This window comes from Sphingobium naphthae (assembly GCF_043589935.1).
GTDB classification, from domain to species: Bacteria; Pseudomonadota; Alphaproteobacteria; order Sphingomonadales; family Sphingomonadaceae; genus Sphingobium; species Sphingobium naphthae_A.
Map to the genome: position 1 here is coordinate 14,455 of NZ_CP171456.1, position 16,834 is coordinate 31,288.

At 63.8% G+C, this 16,834-nt stretch carries 17 protein-coding genes and 2 pseudogenes; 16 read left to right on the forward strand and 3 right to left on the reverse strand.

Features of this window, described 5'->3' with window-relative positions:
- Positions 1 to 6 precede the first annotated feature (6 nt).
- The 8 genes from ccoO to ACGGKE_RS17285 all read left to right on the forward strand — a co-directional run bounded on the left by ccoO (position 7) and on the right by ACGGKE_RS17285 (position 7,879).
- Positions 7 to 744, forward strand: coding sequence for a cytochrome-c oxidase, cbb3-type subunit II (gene ccoO / locus ACGGKE_RS17250; RefSeq protein WP_394443203.1), 738 nt, complete (start codon positions 7 to 9; stop codon positions 742 to 744).
- Positions 741 to 896, forward strand: a complete 156-nt coding sequence (locus tag ACGGKE_RS17255; RefSeq protein ID WP_394443205.1) for a cbb3-type cytochrome oxidase subunit 3 — start codon at positions 741 to 743, stop codon at positions 894 to 896. Before ccoO ends, ACGGKE_RS17255 begins: the two co-directional genes overlap by 4 nt.
- Positions 886 to 1,848, forward strand: a complete 963-nt coding sequence (gene ccoP / locus ACGGKE_RS17260) for a cytochrome-c oxidase, cbb3-type subunit III (protein ID WP_394443207.1) — start codon at positions 886 to 888, stop codon at positions 1,846 to 1,848. Before ACGGKE_RS17255 ends, ccoP begins: the two co-directional genes overlap by 11 nt.
- Positions 1,835 to 3,376, forward strand: coding sequence for a 4Fe-4S dicluster domain-containing protein (locus ACGGKE_RS17265; protein WP_394443209.1), 1,542 nt, complete (start codon positions 1,835 to 1,837; stop codon positions 3,374 to 3,376). Before ccoP ends, ACGGKE_RS17265 begins: the two co-directional genes overlap by 14 nt.
- A complete protein-coding gene (locus ACGGKE_RS17270; protein WP_394443211.1) occupies positions 3,373 to 3,816 on the forward strand; it encodes a FixH family protein in 444 nt (147 codons plus the stop codon). Before ACGGKE_RS17265 ends, ACGGKE_RS17270 begins: the two co-directional genes overlap by 4 nt.
- Positions 3,813 to 5,930: a heavy metal translocating P-type ATPase gene (locus ACGGKE_RS17275; protein ID WP_394443213.1), complete on the forward strand. Its 2,118-nt coding sequence runs from the start codon at positions 3,813 to 3,815 to the stop codon at positions 5,928 to 5,930. Before ACGGKE_RS17270 ends, ACGGKE_RS17275 begins: the two co-directional genes overlap by 4 nt.
- Positions 5,927 to 6,085 carry a cbb3-type cytochrome oxidase assembly protein CcoS gene (gene ccoS / locus ACGGKE_RS17280; protein ID WP_394443215.1) on the forward strand — a complete coding sequence of 53 codons (159 nt, stop codon included), beginning with the start codon at positions 5,927 to 5,929 and terminating at the stop codon, positions 6,083 to 6,085. The genes ACGGKE_RS17275 and ccoS overlap by 4 nt, the downstream gene beginning before the upstream one ends.
- Before the next feature lie 564 nt (positions 6,086 to 6,649).
- The gene (locus tag ACGGKE_RS17285) at positions 6,650 to 7,879 is read left to right on the forward strand and encodes an NnrS family protein (protein WP_394443217.1); all 1,230 of its coding nucleotides are present in this window, start codon (positions 6,650 to 6,652) and stop codon (positions 7,877 to 7,879) included.
- A 212-nt stretch (positions 7,880 to 8,091) separates the two neighbouring features.
- Here the strand turns inward: ACGGKE_RS17285 and ACGGKE_RS17290 are convergent, their stop codons facing one another.
- Positions 8,092 to 8,349, reverse strand: a complete 258-nt coding sequence (locus ACGGKE_RS17290; RefSeq protein ID WP_394443219.1) for a hypothetical protein — start codon at positions 8,347 to 8,349, stop codon at positions 8,092 to 8,094.
- A 384-nt stretch (positions 8,350 to 8,733) separates the two neighbouring features.
- Here ACGGKE_RS17290 and istA point away from each other — a divergent pair, with 384 nt between their 5' ends.
- The 6 genes from istA to hmpA all read left to right on the forward strand — a co-directional run bounded on the left by istA (position 8,734) and on the right by hmpA (position 14,656).
- Positions 8,734 to 10,254, forward strand: coding sequence for an IS21 family transposase (gene istA, locus ACGGKE_RS17295; protein ID WP_394443260.1), 1,521 nt, complete (start codon positions 8,734 to 8,736; stop codon positions 10,252 to 10,254).
- Entirely contained in the window at positions 10,244 to 11,023 is a 780-nt protein-coding gene (gene istB / locus ACGGKE_RS17300) for an IS21-like element helper ATPase IstB (RefSeq protein ID WP_228222948.1), read from the forward strand. Before istA ends, istB begins: the two co-directional genes overlap by 11 nt.
- Positions 11,024 to 11,135: 112 nt before the next feature.
- On the forward strand, positions 11,136 to 12,338 hold the full coding sequence (locus ACGGKE_RS17305) for a tyrosine-type recombinase/integrase (RefSeq protein WP_037522307.1): 1,203 nt from the start codon (positions 11,136 to 11,138) through the stop codon (positions 12,336 to 12,338).
- Between the two features lie 319 nt (positions 12,339 to 12,657).
- Positions 12,658 to 13,137 (forward strand): group III truncated hemoglobin, encoded by a 480-nt coding sequence (locus ACGGKE_RS17310; RefSeq protein WP_017503290.1) that lies wholly within the window; start codon positions 12,658 to 12,660, stop codon positions 13,135 to 13,137.
- Positions 13,130 to 13,405, forward strand: coding sequence for a DUF1971 domain-containing protein (locus ACGGKE_RS17315; RefSeq protein WP_004206958.1), 276 nt, complete (start codon positions 13,130 to 13,132; stop codon positions 13,403 to 13,405). Before ACGGKE_RS17310 ends, ACGGKE_RS17315 begins: the two co-directional genes overlap by 8 nt.
- A gap of 39 nt (positions 13,406 to 13,444) precedes the next feature.
- On the forward strand, positions 13,445 to 14,656 hold the full coding sequence (hmpA, locus tag ACGGKE_RS17320) for an NO-inducible flavohemoprotein (protein ID WP_394443223.1): 1,212 nt from the start codon (positions 13,445 to 13,447) through the stop codon (positions 14,654 to 14,656).
- Between the two features lie 404 nt (positions 14,657 to 15,060).
- Here the strand turns inward: hmpA and ACGGKE_RS17325 are convergent.
- A pseudogene (locus ACGGKE_RS17325) lies at positions 15,061 to 15,189 on the reverse strand (IS110 family transposase); the annotation flags it as partial.
- Positions 15,190 to 15,275: 86 nt separating this feature from the next.
- On the opposite strand from ACGGKE_RS17325, the gene ACGGKE_RS17330 reads away from it, so the two are divergent.
- Together ACGGKE_RS17330 and ACGGKE_RS17335 are read left to right on the forward strand one after the other, a co-directional pair.
- The gene (locus tag ACGGKE_RS17330) at positions 15,276 to 16,028 is read left to right on the forward strand and encodes a DUF6796 family protein (RefSeq protein WP_394443225.1); all 753 of its coding nucleotides are present in this window, start codon (positions 15,276 to 15,278) and stop codon (positions 16,026 to 16,028) included.
- Positions 16,029 to 16,090: 62 nt separating this feature from the next.
- A pseudogene (locus ACGGKE_RS17335) lies at positions 16,091 to 16,288 on the forward strand (hypothetical protein); the annotation flags it as partial.
- 68 nt (positions 16,289 to 16,356) lie between these two features.
- On the opposite strand, the gene ACGGKE_RS17340 reads toward ACGGKE_RS17335, so the two are convergent.
- A complete protein-coding gene (locus ACGGKE_RS17340) occupies positions 16,357 to 16,827 on the reverse strand; it encodes a MerR family DNA-binding transcriptional regulator (protein ID WP_017503287.1) in 471 nt (156 codons plus the stop codon).
- Between the last annotated feature and the right edge of the window lie 7 nt (positions 16,828 to 16,834).

Here is a 16,834-nt window from a genome sequence, read left to right on the forward strand (position 1 = left end):
CTGTTCATGTCATCGCAGCTCGCCACCCAGCACAAGAAGCTGGAGCGCAACGTCACGCTACTCGGCATCTTCGCCTTCATCGTCGTCGCGATCGGCGGCATCGTCGAGATCGCGCCGCTATTCTGGATCGACTCGACGGTCGAGAAGGTCGAGGGTGTGCGCCCCTATACGCCGCTCGAGCAGGCGGGGCGCGACATCTACGTGCGCGAGGGATGCTACTCCTGCCACAGCCAGATGATCCGCCCCTTCCGGGACGAGGTCGAGCGCTATGGTCACTACAGCCTCGCGGCGGAATCGATGTATGACCATCCGTTCCAATGGGGCTCGAAGCGCACCGGGCCGGATCTTGCCCGGGTGGGCGGCCGGTACTCCGACGAATGGCATGTCCAGCATATGAAGGATCCCCGGTCGGTCGTGCCGGAATCGATCATGCCGTCCTATGCCTTCCTCGCCGACACCGAACTCGACGCGAAGACCATCGCGGGCAAGCTCGGCGCGCTCGGCAAGGTGGGTGTTCCCTATTCCAAGGAGATGATCGAAGCGGCCGAGGCCGATCTCAAGCTGCAGGCCGAGCCCGATGGAGACGCCGCGGAGCTGGCCAAGCGCTATCCCAAGTCGCAGGTCCGCGATTTCGACGGAGACCCCTCGCGGCTGACCGAGATGGACGCGCTTGTCGCCTATCTGCAGATGCTGGGCACGCTGGTGGATACCAACGCCGCGGCGGCGCAGGAGCAGCGCCGATGAACTACGACGCGCTGCGTCATTTCGCCGACAGCTGGGGCCTGGTGCTGATGGGCATCGTGTTTCTGGTGCTGACCGGCTGGACCTTTCGCAAGGGCTCGCGCGCTGCAAACGAGCGTGCCGCCCGCTCGATCCTGGAGGAAGATGATGGCTGAACAACGGATCGACGACGCGACCGGCACGCCGACTGTCGGACACGAGTGGGACGGGATCGAAGAGCTCGACACGCCGATGCCGCGCTGGTGGCTGTGGACGCTCTATGCGACGATCATCTGGGGCATCGCCTATACGGTGCTCTACCCCGCATGGCCGCTCGTCAATTCAGCTACCCAAGGCCTTCTCGGCTGGTCGAGCCGGGCGCAGCTCGAAGGCGAGGAGGAGGCCGAGCGCGTCCGCAAGGCCCCGTTGCAGCTGGCGCTCTCGCAGATCCCCATCGAGCGCCTCCAGGATGATTCGCGGCTGATGCAGGCCGCCGTGGAGGGCGGCCGCGCCGCCTTCAAGGTGCACTGCGTCCAGTGCCACGGCTCGGGCGCTGCCGGCAGCCCGGGTTATCCCAACCTCAACGACGACGACTGGCTGTGGGGCGGCGACATCAAACAAATCCACACGACGCTCGTCCATGGTATTCGTCAGCCCGGGCACGACGAGACCCGCATGTCGCAAATGCCGGCTTTCGGCCGTGATGGCATCCTGACGCCCGAGCAGGTTGAGGACGTTGTCAGCTTCGTGCGGGTGATCTCGCGCCAGGAGAAGGCGAGCGCCGCCGCGCAGCGCGGCGGCAAGCTGTTCGCCGACAATTGCGCGGTCTGTCATGGCCCGACCGGAACGGGTGACCGCAAGGTAGGCGCGCCCAATCTTACCGACGCCATCTGGATGTATGGCGGTGACCGTGAAACGATCGCCCGGACAGTCACGAACTCGCGCTATGGCGTGATGCCGGCCTGGGGCGCACGGCTGGACCCTGTCACGCTGAAGATGCTGGCGGCCTATGTCCATTCCCTGGGTGGCGGCGAAGATTTCCTTCCCACCCCGCCCGCCCCGACAGCACCGCAAGCCACGGCCTCGCCGGCGGCTGTCCAACCGGCCAAGAGCAATGTCCAGCCCTGACGATCTGACCGGCCCGAAGCAGCAGTTCTTCGAGAAGCGCAAGAAGGTCTTTCCCAAGGCGATCGACGGCCCATTCCGGCGCTTCAAGTGGCTGGTCATGGCCGTCACGCTGACGATCTACTATGTGACGCCATGGCTGCGCTGGGATCGCGGACCCTATGCGCCAGATCAGGCGGTGCTGATCGACATCGCCAATCGCCGCTTTTACATGTTCTCGATCGAAATCTGGCCCCACGAATTCTATTATGTCGCCGGCCTGCTGATCATGGCGGGGATCGGCCTGTTCCTCGTCACTTCGGCGGTCGGCCGCGCCTGGTGCGGCTATGCCTGCCCCCAGACGGTCTGGACCGATCTGTTTCAGCACGTCGAACGCGCCATCGAGGGTGATCGCAATGCACAGCTGCGCCTCGAGAAGGCGCCCTGGGGACCGGCGAAGATCGGCAAGCGCGTGACCAAGCATGCGATCTGGTTATTGATCGCGGTGGCGACTGGCGGCGCCTGGATTTTCTATTTCGCCGACGCGCCGACCTTGGCCCAACAGCTCTGGACGCTCGAGGCGCCTTACCAGGCCTGGTTCACCATCGGGCTCCTGACCGCGACCACCTATGTCCTTGGCGGCCTGATGCGCGAGCAGTTCTGTATCTATGGCTGTCCGTGGCCGCGGATCCAGGGCGCGATGCTCGACGAGAAGTCGCTGGCTGTCACCTACAAGGCATGGCGGGGCGAGCCGCGCACCCACGGCATCAAGCGCGCTGGTCCCGCGGTTCATCAGCCCGATGGCGAGCTTGGCGCCCAGGCGCAGTACGGGCTGCCGTCGCTCGTCGCGCTCGCTTCAAACCCCGACAACAATCCGCGAGTCATCGGCGACTGCATCGACTGCAACGCCTGCGTCGCGGTCTGCCCGACCGGCATCGACATCCGCAACGGCCCCCAGATCGGCTGCATCACCTGCGGGCTGTGCATCGACGCCTGCGACGACATCATGGAAAAGATCGGCCGGCCCAAGAAGCTGATCGGCTATTCGACCGTTGCTGACGAGCTCATCGCGGGCAACGGCGGCGAGCCCGAGCCGCCGCTCAAGCGGCTGCTTCGGCCGCGCACGCTCGCCTACTTCACTCTCTGGGGTGCGATCGGTCTGGCGCTGCTGTTCACCCTGGGTTCGCGCACCCGGCTCGATCTCAGCATCCGGCAGGAACGCAATCCGATATGGGTTCAGCTGTCCGACGGCATGGTCCGCAACGCCTATACCATCAACATCCGCAACATGGAGACGCGGCCGCGGACGATCAGGCTGACGACCGAGGGTCTGGCCGACGCGCGGATCTGGACCGACGCGCAGTCCCGCGCCGCTGCCGCGCAGAGCCTTACGATCGCGATCGGTCCCGACCAGGCGCGCAAGACGCGGGTCTATGTCGCCGCACCGGCCCGCCCGCGCCATGAGTTCGCCTTCGCCATTCGCGCGAACGAGCCGGCGGGCGCGAGCGATCGGGAAACGACCGTGTTCGAAGGACCGGAGGGCGACCGATGAAGCGGGAGTTCACCGGCCGGCATATGCTCATCGTCATGCTCGGCATGTTCGGCACGATCATCGCGGTCAATTTCATCATGGCGCGGTATGCGGTGTCCACTTTCGGCGGCACCGTGGTCGACAACTCCTATGTGGCCAGCCAGCGCTTCAACGGGTGGCTGGCCGAAGCGCGCGCGCAGGAGGCGCTCGGCTGGTCGCTCGATCTGAAGTTGTCCGCGTCCCGGCGGGTGGAGGTCACCGCTTCGCCGCACAATGGCGTGGTGACTGCTCTCGCCCATCACCCGCTCGGCCGCGCGCCCGACCGGCAGCTGCGCTTCGAGAAGATCGCAGCGGGGCATTGGCGCTCGACCGAGCCGCTGCCGCCCGGCCGGTGGCAGCTCCGGGTCGAGCTGCGGAGCGGGGGCAATCAGGCCCGCTATCTGCGGGACGTCGCGGCGTGACCGCGCTCACCAGCACGTTCAGCGTGCCGGGGCTGCATTGCGCGGGCTGCATCGCCAAGCTCGAGGGAGGTCTCGCGCGCACGGACGGCGTTATCAGCGCCCGCGTCAACTTCACCAAGCGCCGAGTCGCGGTCGCCCACTCGGATGCGCTCGACGAAGAGCGGCTGCGCGACATCATTGGCCGCATCGGCTTTCCGGCCGAGCGCCTTCTCGGCGACGAGGAAACGCGCAGCGCGCCCGAGAGCCGACAGCTGGGCCTGGCGCTCGGCGTCGCCGGCTTCTCGGCGATGAACATCATGCTCCTGTCGGTCAGCATCTGGTCGGGGGCGGAAGGCGCGACGCGCGAGCTTTTCCACTGGCTGTCGGCGCTGATCGCCCTGCCGACCGTCGTCTATGCCGGCCGCCCGTTTTTCCGCAGCGCGTGGGCGGCGCTCCGCCATGGCCGCACGAACATGGACGTGCCGATCAGCATCGGCGTGACCCTCGCCTGCGCAGTGAGCCTCTACGAAACCATCATCGGCGGACCCCACGCCTATTTCGATGGCGCGGTCATGCTGCTGTTCTTCCTTCTTGCCGGCCGATTTCTCGACAGCGTCATGCGCGTTCGCGCCGAGGACGGTGTCGCCGCCCTGCAAAGGCAGAGAGCGCCGCGCGGGCTTGTCCTCGCCAAGGACGGCACGAGCGCGTGGCGCGATGCGGATGAGATCGCGCCCGGCATGACCTTGCTTGTCGCGGCCGGCGAAGTCTTCGCCGCCGATGGCGTGGTTCTATCGGGAACGTCGAACGTCGACCGCGCGCTCGTCACCGGCGAAAGCGCAGCCGAGGACGTGTCCCTAGGCGATGCGGTGCTCGCAGGGACGATCAATCTCGGCGCGCCGCTCACCGTCAAGGTCACGAAGGCGGGCGAGGCGACGGCGATTGCCGGCATTGCCCGGCTGATGGAAGCGGCGAGTGGAGCCAAGTCCCGCTACATTCGGCTCGCCGACCGTGCGGCGCGCTTCTATGCGCCGGCGGTCCACCTTCTTGCGGCGCTGTCGTTCGTCGGCTGGCTGGTCGCCGGTGCGGGCTTGCACCAGGCGGTGCTGATCGCGGTCGCGGTTCTCATCATTACTTGCCCTTGCGCGCTGGGCCTTGCAGTGCCTGTGGCCCAGGTCGTCGCGGCAGGGTCGCTGATGCGCCGCGGCGTGCTCATCCGCGACGGCGCCGCGCTCGAGCGATTGGCCGAAGCCGATATCGCGCTGCTCGACAAGACCGGTACGCTGACTCTCGGACGGCCCCGGCTGATTGACGATGGCGGATTGTCGAGGACGGAAGCGCCAGTCGCGCTTGCCCTCGCGCGCGCGAGCCGCCATCCGCTGGCCCGAGCCCTGGCGACGGCACTGGACGGGGTCGATGCCGCCGAGGTGATGGATATCGAAGAGCTGCCAGGCGTCGGTATCGCCGGTCTTGCCGAAGGTGGGCGCGCCATGCTGGGTCGCATCGACGAGGCCGGTGACCAGCCCCTCGACGGGCGAACCGGCTATCATGCGCTCACCACCGCGTTTCGCCTGGGGGATGGAGCCATACGGCTGCTGCGCTTCGAGGACGCACTGCGTCCGGACGCCGAGACGGCGGTATGCCGCCTGCAGGCGCTGGGCCTTGAGCCCACCATCGTCTCGGGTGACCATGACCGGCGCGTGCAGCGCCTTGCCGCGCGGCTTCGCATCGCCGGGCGCGGTGAGCGCGACCCGGAAGGTAAGCTTGAGGCGATCACATCGCTCTCGTCAGCTGGACGTCGGGTGCTGATGCTGGGCGATGGCCTCAACGACGGTCCCGCGCTCAATGCCGCGCACGTGTCGATCGCCCCCTCCTCGGCGTCGGATGTCGGGCAGAGCGCGGCGGATCTTGTCTTTCTGGGAGATTCTCTGGCTGCGGTCCCGGCGGCTGTGAGGGCGGCGCGGCGGACAATGCGGGTGGTCCGGCAGAATTTCGTGTTGGCGATTGGTTATAATGTCCTCGCGGTTCCGCTGGCAGTCGCCGGGCTTGTAACGCCGCTGGTCGCTGCGCTCGCCATGTCGCTTTCGTCGATTCTTGTGGTCGGAAACTCGCTTCGCTTGCGGAAGGCGGCGCAGTGACGGGGCTCTCCTTCCTCATTCCTGTGGCCCTGTTTTTGGGACTGCTGGGTCTCGCGGCATTCTTCTGGTCGATGCGAAGCGGCCAATATGATGACCTGGACGGCGCGGCCAACCGCATCCTCATCGATGACGACGAGGAGAAAGGGACGCCATGAGAACGGCCGCGGCTCTTGCCATGCTCGCCATGGCACCTTCCGCGCTGCAGGGTGCGGTGCCGGCAGCCCGCACCTTGAGAGTGCAGCTGTGCAGCGCCGACGGATCGGCAAGGACAGTCAACATCCCCGTGCGTCCCGATCGGCCGCAACCCGCCCCAGGCGAACCATGCTGTCTCGTGGCATGCCACGCGGGCGGCTCGCGCAAGCGATCATTCTGCCCGGACTGACCGACCGATCAACAGACCGCCGGGGGATCGGCCCGGGTCAGCATCAGCGCTGACATGGAGCGTGCGCGATTGCTGAGCATCCCGGCGCGAGCGAAGGCTGCGCGCAAACCGCTGTAATGTAGGCGAGTACTTGGCGAATGCCGGCGCGGCAGATCTCCAATCCGGACACCCGAGCCGTATCCGGCGATACGCGAATGAAGCGAAGATCGCGGTCAGCTATAGGCTTGCTTAGCGGGATACCCTTCCTGCCTCCGGATCATTGCGGATGTCCGCTTGAGGATATCGTGTGAAAGGTGACCGTCGTCGTGCCTTGAGCATGCCCGGAGACAAGACGGCTATGAACGAAGCGGCAACCACCAGAGCCGAGCGAATCCTCGCGCTGCGGCGCGCGCGAATGGCCGTGTCGTCGCCCTTCCTGCGCGGCGCGTTCCGGCCGTTCTTCTTCATGGGTCCGCTCTGGGCGGTGGTCGCGCTGACGATATGGCTGTGCACGCTTGCCGGTGTCTTCGTGCTTCCCTCGACTCTGGACCCCCTCGCCTGGCATCGGCACGAGATGCTGTTTGGCTTCGTTGGCGCGGTGGTGGCGGGCTTTCTGCTGACCGCCATTCCCAACTGGACAGGGCGGCTTCCCATCGCGGGGAAACCGCTCGCCGCGCTTGCTGGCCTTTGGCTTGTGGGCCGGCCAGCCCTTCTGTTTTCGCAACACTTAGGCGCGCTCGCTGCGGCAGTATTGGACGTCGCCTTCTATGGCGTGCTGGCCACGGTGGCTGGTTGCGAGGTGATCGCCGCAAAGAACCGAAATCTTCCAGTTGTCGGTCTGGTTCTGCTGTTCGGTGTCGCCAATGCGCTCGACCATGCGGCTGGCGCCGGGCTGATCGGCGACCCCGATCTTGGATGGCGAGCGGCGGTTTCGCTCGTGGTGCTGATGATTTCGCTCATCGGCGGTCGCATCATACCGTCCTTTACGCGTAACTGGATGACAAAGCAGGGGATCGAGGGGGGGCTGCCGGGTCAGCCGACCCGCTTCGATCTGGGCGTGATCGGAATCACGGCCCTCGCTCTTATGGTCTGGGTCGCAGCGCCCGACGCGCGCGTCGGCGCATGGGCGCTGATCGGCGCGGGATTGCTGCAAATGATCCGCCTTGCACGGTGGCGCGGCTGGCGCACGTCGCGCGATCCGCTCGTGCTCATCCTCCATGTCGGATATCTCTGGGTTCCGGCCGGGCTGTTGCTGGTTGGAGGATATGGGCTTGGAGCGCTCGCTTTCCGTTCGGCCGCGATCCACGCGCTGACGGCGGGTGCAATGGCGACGATGATCCTGGCGGTGATGTCGCGGGCGACCCTCGGACATACCGGCCACGCTTTGAAGGCAGGAAGCCCGACAGTGCTTGCCTATATCCTCATCACTGTCGGGGCCGTGCTGCGCGTCGTGGCGCCGCTCGGCCTGGTGGACTACACATTGGGTATGGAGGCGGCGGCGCTCTGCTGGGGCGGCGCCTTGTTGCTGTTCCTCGCGGCCTATGGACCGATGCTGTTTTCCGCCAGGGTCGATAATCCGCAGGGATAGGATCAGAACCGGCAGCGGCTGCCTTTCGCCGCGCCGAGGACGGTGATTGTTTCCAGGAGAAGGAGCACCTGCGGGCCCGATCCCGACGGCTGAAGTCGCGTGTCAGATCGGGCGATGCTTCATGGAGCGGTGAATCATCAAGGACTCGCAACTCGCCATTCGTTAGGGTGGTCCCTGACCCTGCAGAGGGATCGATAGACTTCGCCTGGGGCTCAACGTGGGTCTTCGGGGCGCTGGGCCACAAGACGCTCCCACGCCTTGGCCGCGTTGCTCAGATCCGCTTCGGCGATAACGTAGCTGTCGTTCTCGCCGACGAAGAACCGGCGCACGCGCTCATCATCATCGAGTGGAAGAGGCATGTCTCCGAAGCTGCGGGTCCATCGCTCGTCCACGAACCGGATCAGCGCGGCCCTGGCTGAATCGTCGTTGTCTTGGATCATGATCAACTCTTCTCCATCAAAGGCGATCATCAAAACCGTCGCTAGCACAGCTCTGTCTACCTCGAAGATCAGTTGCCTTCGGTATGGCGAAGACAGATACCTTCAAACCATGTGCCGGCCCAAGCGACCGGAACATTCGGTGTTGTCTCTCGGCCGCCCGTTATAAAAGGGGGAAGCCTGAAGGCGTTCAACTGGTGCAGTTCGCGATAAATTTGGAGTTAAGCGTTCGACAACGCGTGTGAGATAGGGGGCGGACGGCGCGCAAGGAGGATCTGAACCGATCCGGCGCGATCTGAGCATTGGGTGTTGATTGCCACTGAGATGTGACCCGGGGGCGCTATAAGTTTCCACTGAGAATTGACCCATGTTTCCCTCCCCTCCGGCTGTCAGTCGGAGGGTCTCGGAGTGATCAACATGGACTTACTCAGTGTGATCCGCCGATGGCATTTCCGGCAGGAGATTTCCATTCGGGAGATCAAGCGACGGACCGGCCTATCGCGCAATACCATTCGCAAATACCTGCGTTCCGATGCGGTGGAGCCCAGTTTCAGGGTTCCGGTGCGCCCCAGCAAACTCGATCCCTTCGCGGACAAGCTGTCGGCTTGGCTGCGGGTGGAATCCAAGAAATCCCGCAAGCAGAAGCGGACCGCCAAGCAACTCTATGTGGATCTGGTGGAGCTGGGTTACGATGGCTCCTATAACCGGGTGGCCGCCTTTGCCCGCCGATGGCGGACCGAGCTTCAGTATGAACAGCAGACCAGCGGACGCGGGACGTTCGTTCCTTTGGCTTTCCAGCCTGGCGAGGCCTTCCAGTTCGACTGGAGCGAGGATTATGCCGTGCTGGACGGCAAAGTGACGAAACTGCAGGTCGCTCATACCAAACTCGCGCATAGTCGCGCCTTCATCGTGCGAGCCTATCTGCTTCAAACCCATGAGATGCTGTTCGACGCGCTGACGCAGGCATTCCGGGTGCTGGGTGGTGTGCCGCAGCGCGGCATCTTCGACAACATGAGGACCGCTGTCGACAAGATCGGGACGGGGAAGGCGCGGCAGGTCAATGCCAGGTTCGCTGCAATGGCCAGCCATTATCTTTTCGAGACGGATTTCTGCAATCCGGCTTCTGGCTGGGAGAAGGGTCAGGTCGAGAAGAATGTCCAGGATGCCCGGCGCCGGTTGTGGCAACCGATGCCCAGCTTCCCTGGTCTGGCTGAACTGAACGCTTGGCTGGAAGCTCAATGCATCGCCCAATGGAGCGAGATCCAGCATGGCGCCATGCCCGGCACTGTGGCCGATGTGCATGCCGAGGAAGCGCCCTGCCTGATGCCGCTGGGCCGGCCCTTCGATGGCTTTGTCGAGCAGATCAAGCGCGTATCGCCAACTTGTCTTATCGCCTTCGACCGCAACCGCTATTCGGTGCCTGCTTCGTTCGCGAACCGTCCGGTCAGCCTGAGGATTTACCCGGATCGTCTTGTCATAGCGGCCGAAGGCCAGATCGTATGCGAACATGCCCGGCTTATCGATCGTTCTCATAACAAGCCGGGACGCACAATCTATGACTGGCGGCATTATCTGGCGGTGATCCAGCGCAAGCCCGGCGCCCTGCGCAATGGTGCACCCTTTCTCGAGATGCCCGAGGCCTTTCGGGAGTTACAGGGCCATCTGCTCAAGCGCCCAGGCGGCGACCGAGAGATGGTCGAGATCCTGTCCCTGGTTCTTCATCACGACGAGCAGGCTGTCCTGAGGGCGGTTGAGTTAGCCCTGGAAGCTGGTGTCGCCACCAAGACCCACGTTCTCAACGTGTTGCACCGACTGATCGATGGCAAGGCGCCTCCAGCAGCGCCGATCGATGCGCCTCAGGCACTGCGTCTGACGCAGGAGCCCGAGGCCAATGTCGTTCGCTATGACAGGCTGAGGGAGATCCGCCATGCGTCATGACCCTGCCAGCGCTGCGGTCATCGTCATGCTGCGCAGCCTCAAGATGTTCGGCATGGCTCAGGCCGCCGACGAACTGATCCAGCAGGGCGCGCCTGCCTTCGATGCTGCCTTGCCGATGTTGGCTGGGCTCCTGAAAGCAGAAATGGCCGAGCGGGAGGTCAGGTCCATCGCCTATCAGATCAAGGCGGCCCGCTTCCCGGCCTACAAGGATCTGGCTGGCTTTGATTTTGCCGCCAGCGAGATCAATGAAGCACTAGTGCGTCAGCTTCACCAGGGCGACTTCATGGAAAACGCCGACAACGTCGTGCTGATCGGCGGGCCCGGAACCGGCAAAAGCCATATCGCAACGGCGCTGGGCGTCCAGGCTGTCGAACATCACCGCAAGAAGGCCCGCTTCTTCTCCACGGTCGATCTCGTCAATGCGCTTGAGCAGGAAAAGACCTTGAACCGGTCCGGCCAACTGGCAGAACGCCTGCTACGCCTCGACCTGCTCATCCTCGATGAGCTGGGCTACCTGCCCTTCAGCCCATCAGGCGGCGCCATGCTCTTCCACCTGCTCAGCAAGCTGTACGAGCGCACCAGCGTCGTCATCACCACCAATCTGAGCTTCAGCGAATGGTCCGGCGTGTTCGGCGATGCCAAGATGACAACCGCGCTGCTCGATCGGCTTACCCACCACTGCCACATCCTGGAGACCGGAAACGATAGCTTCCGCTTCCGCGCCAGCACCGCTGCGCCCAAAACCAGAAAGGAGAAGCCAGCATCTTGAACCTGCCGGTCATCGGCAGCACATAACCCGTACCCACCAGGGTCACTTCTCAATGGAAACCCCGGGTCACATCTCAGTAGCAATCAACAGACCAGATTGTCGCGCTGTCCAGATGAGCCTCCCAGCGCCCATCAGCAGCCGGCGAGGCCGACAGGCCGTCGACCTCGCCTGGGAGGTGACCAAGCTGAACTGTCGATCGCCAATCACGATCAACGCCGAGCTGATCGCCGCCTATCAGGCGGCATCCTCGCCGCATTCCCTGCGCGCGCTTGCCAGCGACATCGAGGCGTTCGACCATTGGTGCCGCCGAAACGGGCGCGTGACCTCGCCGGCGACTCCCGAGACGGTCGCCGACTATCTCGATGCCCGGGCAGGGCAGGGGGCGAAACCCGCCTCGCTCGGTCGCTACAAGGCGTCGATCGCCAAGATCCACCAGCTGCTCGACATCAAGGATCCCACCCAGGCCGAGCTGGTCAAGCTGCGGCTCCGCGCGATCCGCCGGGAGAAGGGCAGCACGCAAGCCCAGGCGCGGCCGCTGCGGTTCAAGGGGCCGGTGCGCAATGTCGAGCGGGACGCACCCCGGGGGCTTAATGTGCGGGGGCTGCTTGAGGCCTGCGCGGATGATTTGCCGGGGCTCAGGAATCGGGCTTTGCTGTCGGTCGCCTACGACACGGGCTTGCGCGCCTCCGAGCTGGTCGCGGTCGAGGTCGAGCACATTGTGGACGCCATCGATCCCGAGGCGCGGCTGCTGACGATTTCGCGCAGCAAGGGCGATCAGGAGGGAAAGGGCGCGACCGCGTTCCTCAGCCCGCGCTCGGTGCGGGCGATCGCCGCCTGGACTGCGGCTGCCGACATCGAGGAGGGACCGCTGTTTCGCCGGGTGCAGGTGCGCCGCTACAAGGCGCGGGCCGCGGTCAAGGGGCGGCGGATCGAGACGATTTCTGGCCGCGAAAGCTGGGATCTGCGCAAGACATTGCCGAAGTCGGCGGTGCCGGCGCGCACCGAATATGATGTGGGAGAGGGGGCGTTGCACCCGGGTTCGATCGGGCCGATCTGGCGGGCAATGATCCGGCGCGCCTTCGACAAGGGCGCGCTGAGCGACCTCACCGCCGATGATCTGGCGCAGTTGCTCAAGGGCGTGAGCGCGCATTCGACGCGGGTGGGCTTGAACCAGGATCTGTTTGCGAGCGGCGAGGATCTGGCGGGGATCATGGATGCGCTACGCTGGAAGAGTCCCCGGATGCCGCTCGCCTATAATCGCAATCTGGCGGCAGAGCAGGGTGCCGCCGGCCGCTTGATCGCGAAAATCGGGTGATTAGATCTTGAGCTGCGCACAATTAGGTATTTGTGACGGTGTTTGAAAATTCCGAGTGCGCCAGATCACGCGGATTAGCGTTCCAGCGAATGTCCTACGGAATCGGAAAAGAAAACCCGCCCGTCTTTTGACGGGCGGGCAAGGAAAGGTGTCTACGTCTCACCGAGACTCCTTCGGGTCGCTGGCTGATGCTATGCCTTCGTGTTTCGGATTCAAGGCTAAACTAGCGGGGCTGAGCAGTTTCTCAGGCTGTGTACATCGCCGCGACCGACGACCTGGAAATATGCGCTAGCCTTGCGTTTATGCGCAATCATGATCGATGTATTATATATACATGATTGGAGCGCGAGTCGTGGACGGTGTCTCGAAAATCAGAGAAGAAGAGCTGACTCCTTTGGTGGAGGAATTTTACGCGCGGGTCCGCGCCGATCCCGCGCTTGGGCCGATTTTCAACGATGCGATCGATGACTGGCCGGAGCATCTTGGGAAGCTGACTGCGTTCTGGTCCTCCGTCATGCTCACCAGTGGCCGATACAAGGGGCAACCGGTGCCGGCCCATTTGAAGCATAAGGCCAGGATAACGCCCGCGCTGTTCGAGCGCTGGCTCGCACTCTGGGTTCAAACGACCAATGACAGGATGACGCCCGAAGCGGCAGCGGCGCTACAAGCGAAGGCGCGGCGCATCGCCGAGAGCCTGCAACTGGCGATGTTCTTCCAACTGGAGGAACGGAGTGCTGCATCGGTCGCCAACGCGGAACGTAAGGATGCCATCGAGCGACCAGGGCAAACCCATGGCTGAAATCTTGCCTTACCGTTCCACGCCGGTGTTCAACCAGGACACTCTGCCGGCTGCCTTGCGCGCGCGACATGACACGAAGGCTGGTGTTTGGGGCGTGATCCGGGTTTTGGAGGGCGAACTCCGGCTAACCTACCTCGAGCCACCTTCGGAGATCGTCCTGACGCCTGACCAGCCTGGCTTGATTCTCCCTCAGCAACCGCATTTCGTAACGCCGACAGGGCCGATGAAGATGCAGGTGGATTTTTACGATCACATTCCCAAGCTCTGACATTCCGGGATTTTCAACGCATTCAAAAAGGAGAAGTTGATGACGCAGCCCCTCAGCGATCAGACCATTGCGCTCGTCAAGGCGACCGTCCCCGCGCTCGAAGCGCATGGCCTCGACATCGTGAACGAGATGTATTCCCGGATGTTCCAGAACCCGAACATTCGCGACCTTTTCAACCAATCGCACCATGGTGATGCCGGTTCGCAGCCGCGGGCGCTGACCGGCGCCATTCTCGCCTATGCGAGCAACATCGAAAATCTCGGTGCGCTTGCCCCGGCGGTCGAGCGGATCGCGCAGAAGCATGTCGGCCTGCAAATTCTGCCCGAACATTATCCGCACGTTGCCGAGGCGCTCCTGGGGGCGATCAAGGCGGTGCTGGGGGATGCGGCCACCGATGAGATTCTCGCTGCCTGGGGCGAAGCCTACTGGTTCCTGGCCAACATCCTGATCGCCCGCGAGCAGCGAGTCTACTCAGAACAGAAGGATGCGACCGGCGGATGGAATGGCTGGCGCGATTTTCGCGTCGAGGACGTCGTGCGTGAGAGCAGCGTCATCAATTCCTTCGTTCTGCGCCCCGTTGATGGCGGGGCCGTCATGCGGCACAAGCCCGGGCAATATCTGACCTTCTGGCTTGAAATTCCGGGACATCCGCCAGTCAAGCGCAACTATTCGATTTCAGCAGCCTCCAACGGCGAAACCTATCGCATTTCGGTCAAGCGTGAGCCGCTTGGTCTTGCGTCAGGCTGGCTTCATGATGAAGCCAAGCCGGGCACGGTGCTCAAAGTTGCCGCGCCTGCAGGCGAACTCTTCCTGGCAGCGCATGTCGAACGCCCGGTGATCCTCCTGTCGGGCGGCGTGGGGCTGACCCCGATGGTGGCCATGCTCGAAACGCTTGCTGAGGGCGAGGCGGGAGTCCCCGTGCACTATGTCCACGGAACTCATGACCGCGATACCCACGCAATGCGTGATCATGTTCGCGCTGTCGCTGGGCGGGGCAAGTCAATCACCGTCACCGATTTTCATCAGACCCCGCTCGAAGATGAAGTCGCAGGACGGGATTATGACGTCGCCGGCATCATTACCGATGAATGGCTGGTCGCCAACACGCCTGTAGGTGAGGCCGATTACTATATCTGCGGACCACGCCCGTTTCTGCGGCACGCCGTCTCGACCTTGTCGCTGGCTGGCGTCCCATCCGACCGCATTCATTACGAATTCTTCGGTCCGGCGGACGAATTGCTCGCCGCCTGACTGAGCGCGGAGAAGGGCGACATCGCCCTTCTCCGCGTCTACTCAAACCGCCATGTCGGGGGCGTCACATAAAACGGGCACAGATATACGCTCTCATGACTGCCATCCGAGACGCTGGCCGAGTTTACTCCTTCGCTGGCCTCGAGACCAGCGGTCGCATTGACCTTGGCGGGTGTGCCGCGGGCGCCTGATCGACGACGATTGATCATGCTCTCATCCGCGGGTTGATTACCGCACTACCCGTATCCGTCGCTGGGCCTATCCTCCGTATAAGTTCGGGCGTCGGACGAACCTGCCCCACCGTACACCGTGGATTGCCCATCACAGTCGGGTGCCCGCGGCACGTCGGCCAAGGCTATGCAGTTGGTGCGCTGGCGCCTCCTCTCGTTAATGTCGTGGGTGGATCAGCCGGCTATCGCCGGCGACACCCGACGGGCGATGTCCCAGGCATAGCCGAACAGTTCACGCGCGATCGCGGTGGTCACCTTGGGCTGAGGCTTGCCCGTGGCCGCCAGGCGACGGTAGCGCTGGCAATGGTTCCGTTCAGCCAGCCCGAGCTGATCGCCCAGGAGATCATGCGTCTCGTCGATCGATCCCGCGCCGAAGCAAGGACAAGCCTATGACGGATATCCAGCGGCTCCCGCTTCTTCGTCTCTGCGGTATCGCGGGCGTGATCGGCGCGATCCTCTGGACGCTCGGCGACGCGCTGATCATCGGGGCTAGGGCAAGTCCCGACGACTATCCGCTGATCCTGAAGACCTATGCCGATCGCATCCAGTTCGACGGTGTCGCGCTGATGCTTCCATCCTCCGAGGCGCGGCTCGCCGCGGGCGCGCTGGTGGCCGATGCCGGCATCGTCTTCTATCTCGCGGGCTGCTGGCATCTGCTCGAAGGGCTGCGTCCGGCGATGGGCTGGTGGCGCTGGCTGACCTTCGTCCTGCTGGTCGCCGGCAACGCCTGGTCTCCGCTCGGCCATGCGGGCTTCTACTATGTCGGCATGGCCTACAAGACGATCCCCGAAACGCCGGCCGCGGCCCATGGCGCGCTGCTCGATCTCGGCCAGCACTTCTACCATGTCCTGCTCATCGCCTGGTTGATGCCGATCGTGACGCTGGGCCTGGCGCTGCTGCTCCTCGGGATCGTCATCGCGCTGGGCCGCACCCCCTGGCCACGCTGGTTCGCAGCGCTGGCCAATCCCGTCTCGCTGGTCGCGATCGGCATGCTGATCGCGCGCATCCTGCCCGAGCCGGCGCACACCTGGCTTGACGGCGCCGCGTTCAACCTCGGCTGGCTCGTTGTCTATGCCGTCTCGACGGCGCTGCTCTGGAATGGTGGCCGTTCGCCGGTCGCATCACGGGACGAAGCAGCATGACCGAAGCTGCGACAGCGACAGGCGACGAACAAGTGGGGGAGGAAGCATCAGGCGCTTTCAGCATGAAGCCACTGATGTTCGAGACCTTCGTCTGCTCGATGGCGATGATGTCGTTCGTGGCGCTCGCGGGCCCCATCGCGCGCGTGCTTGGCCTCGAGCCATGGCAGGTCGGCGGGGCGATGACCGCGTCGGGCATCGCCTGGATGATCATGGCGCGGTTCTGGGGCGGCCTTAGCGATCGGCGCGGCGCTCGTCGCTTGACGGCTTGATTGGATCGGGGGCGCCGCGATCAAGCGTTACCGCTCGGTTAGAGAATGGGATGACCAAATTATCGCTGCAACTTTGCCATCGCTTCCACTTCGATGGTTGTAAGCTCGTCGATTGTCAGGTCGAGCGCAGAGCGCTGCGTCTTCAAGTCGACCAACCTTTCCCGGATGCGGGCAATCAATCGCTCCATTTGCTCCTTATGCTCGGGATCGGCATCGTAGAGATCGAGAAACTCCTTGATTTCCTTGATGGAGAAGCCAAGGCGTTTGCCGCGCAAAATCAGCTGTATGCGTCCGATCTCACGCCTGGAATATGCCCGGGTACTGCCTACCCGTTGAGGGGCGATAAGCCCCTCCTTTTCGTAGAAGCGTAGCGTGCGAAGTGTCAGTCCGAGTTCCTGAGCGACATCCTGGATGCCGTACACTTGTAAATCCGCATCCTTTGCGCGGGTTCTCCCCTTGTGCGTGGGGTTGTCGCGATCCGCGTCCTTAAGCGTTTCATCGTCCTCGGCGAGGTGGAGCGAGTTCCCCATGCCATCC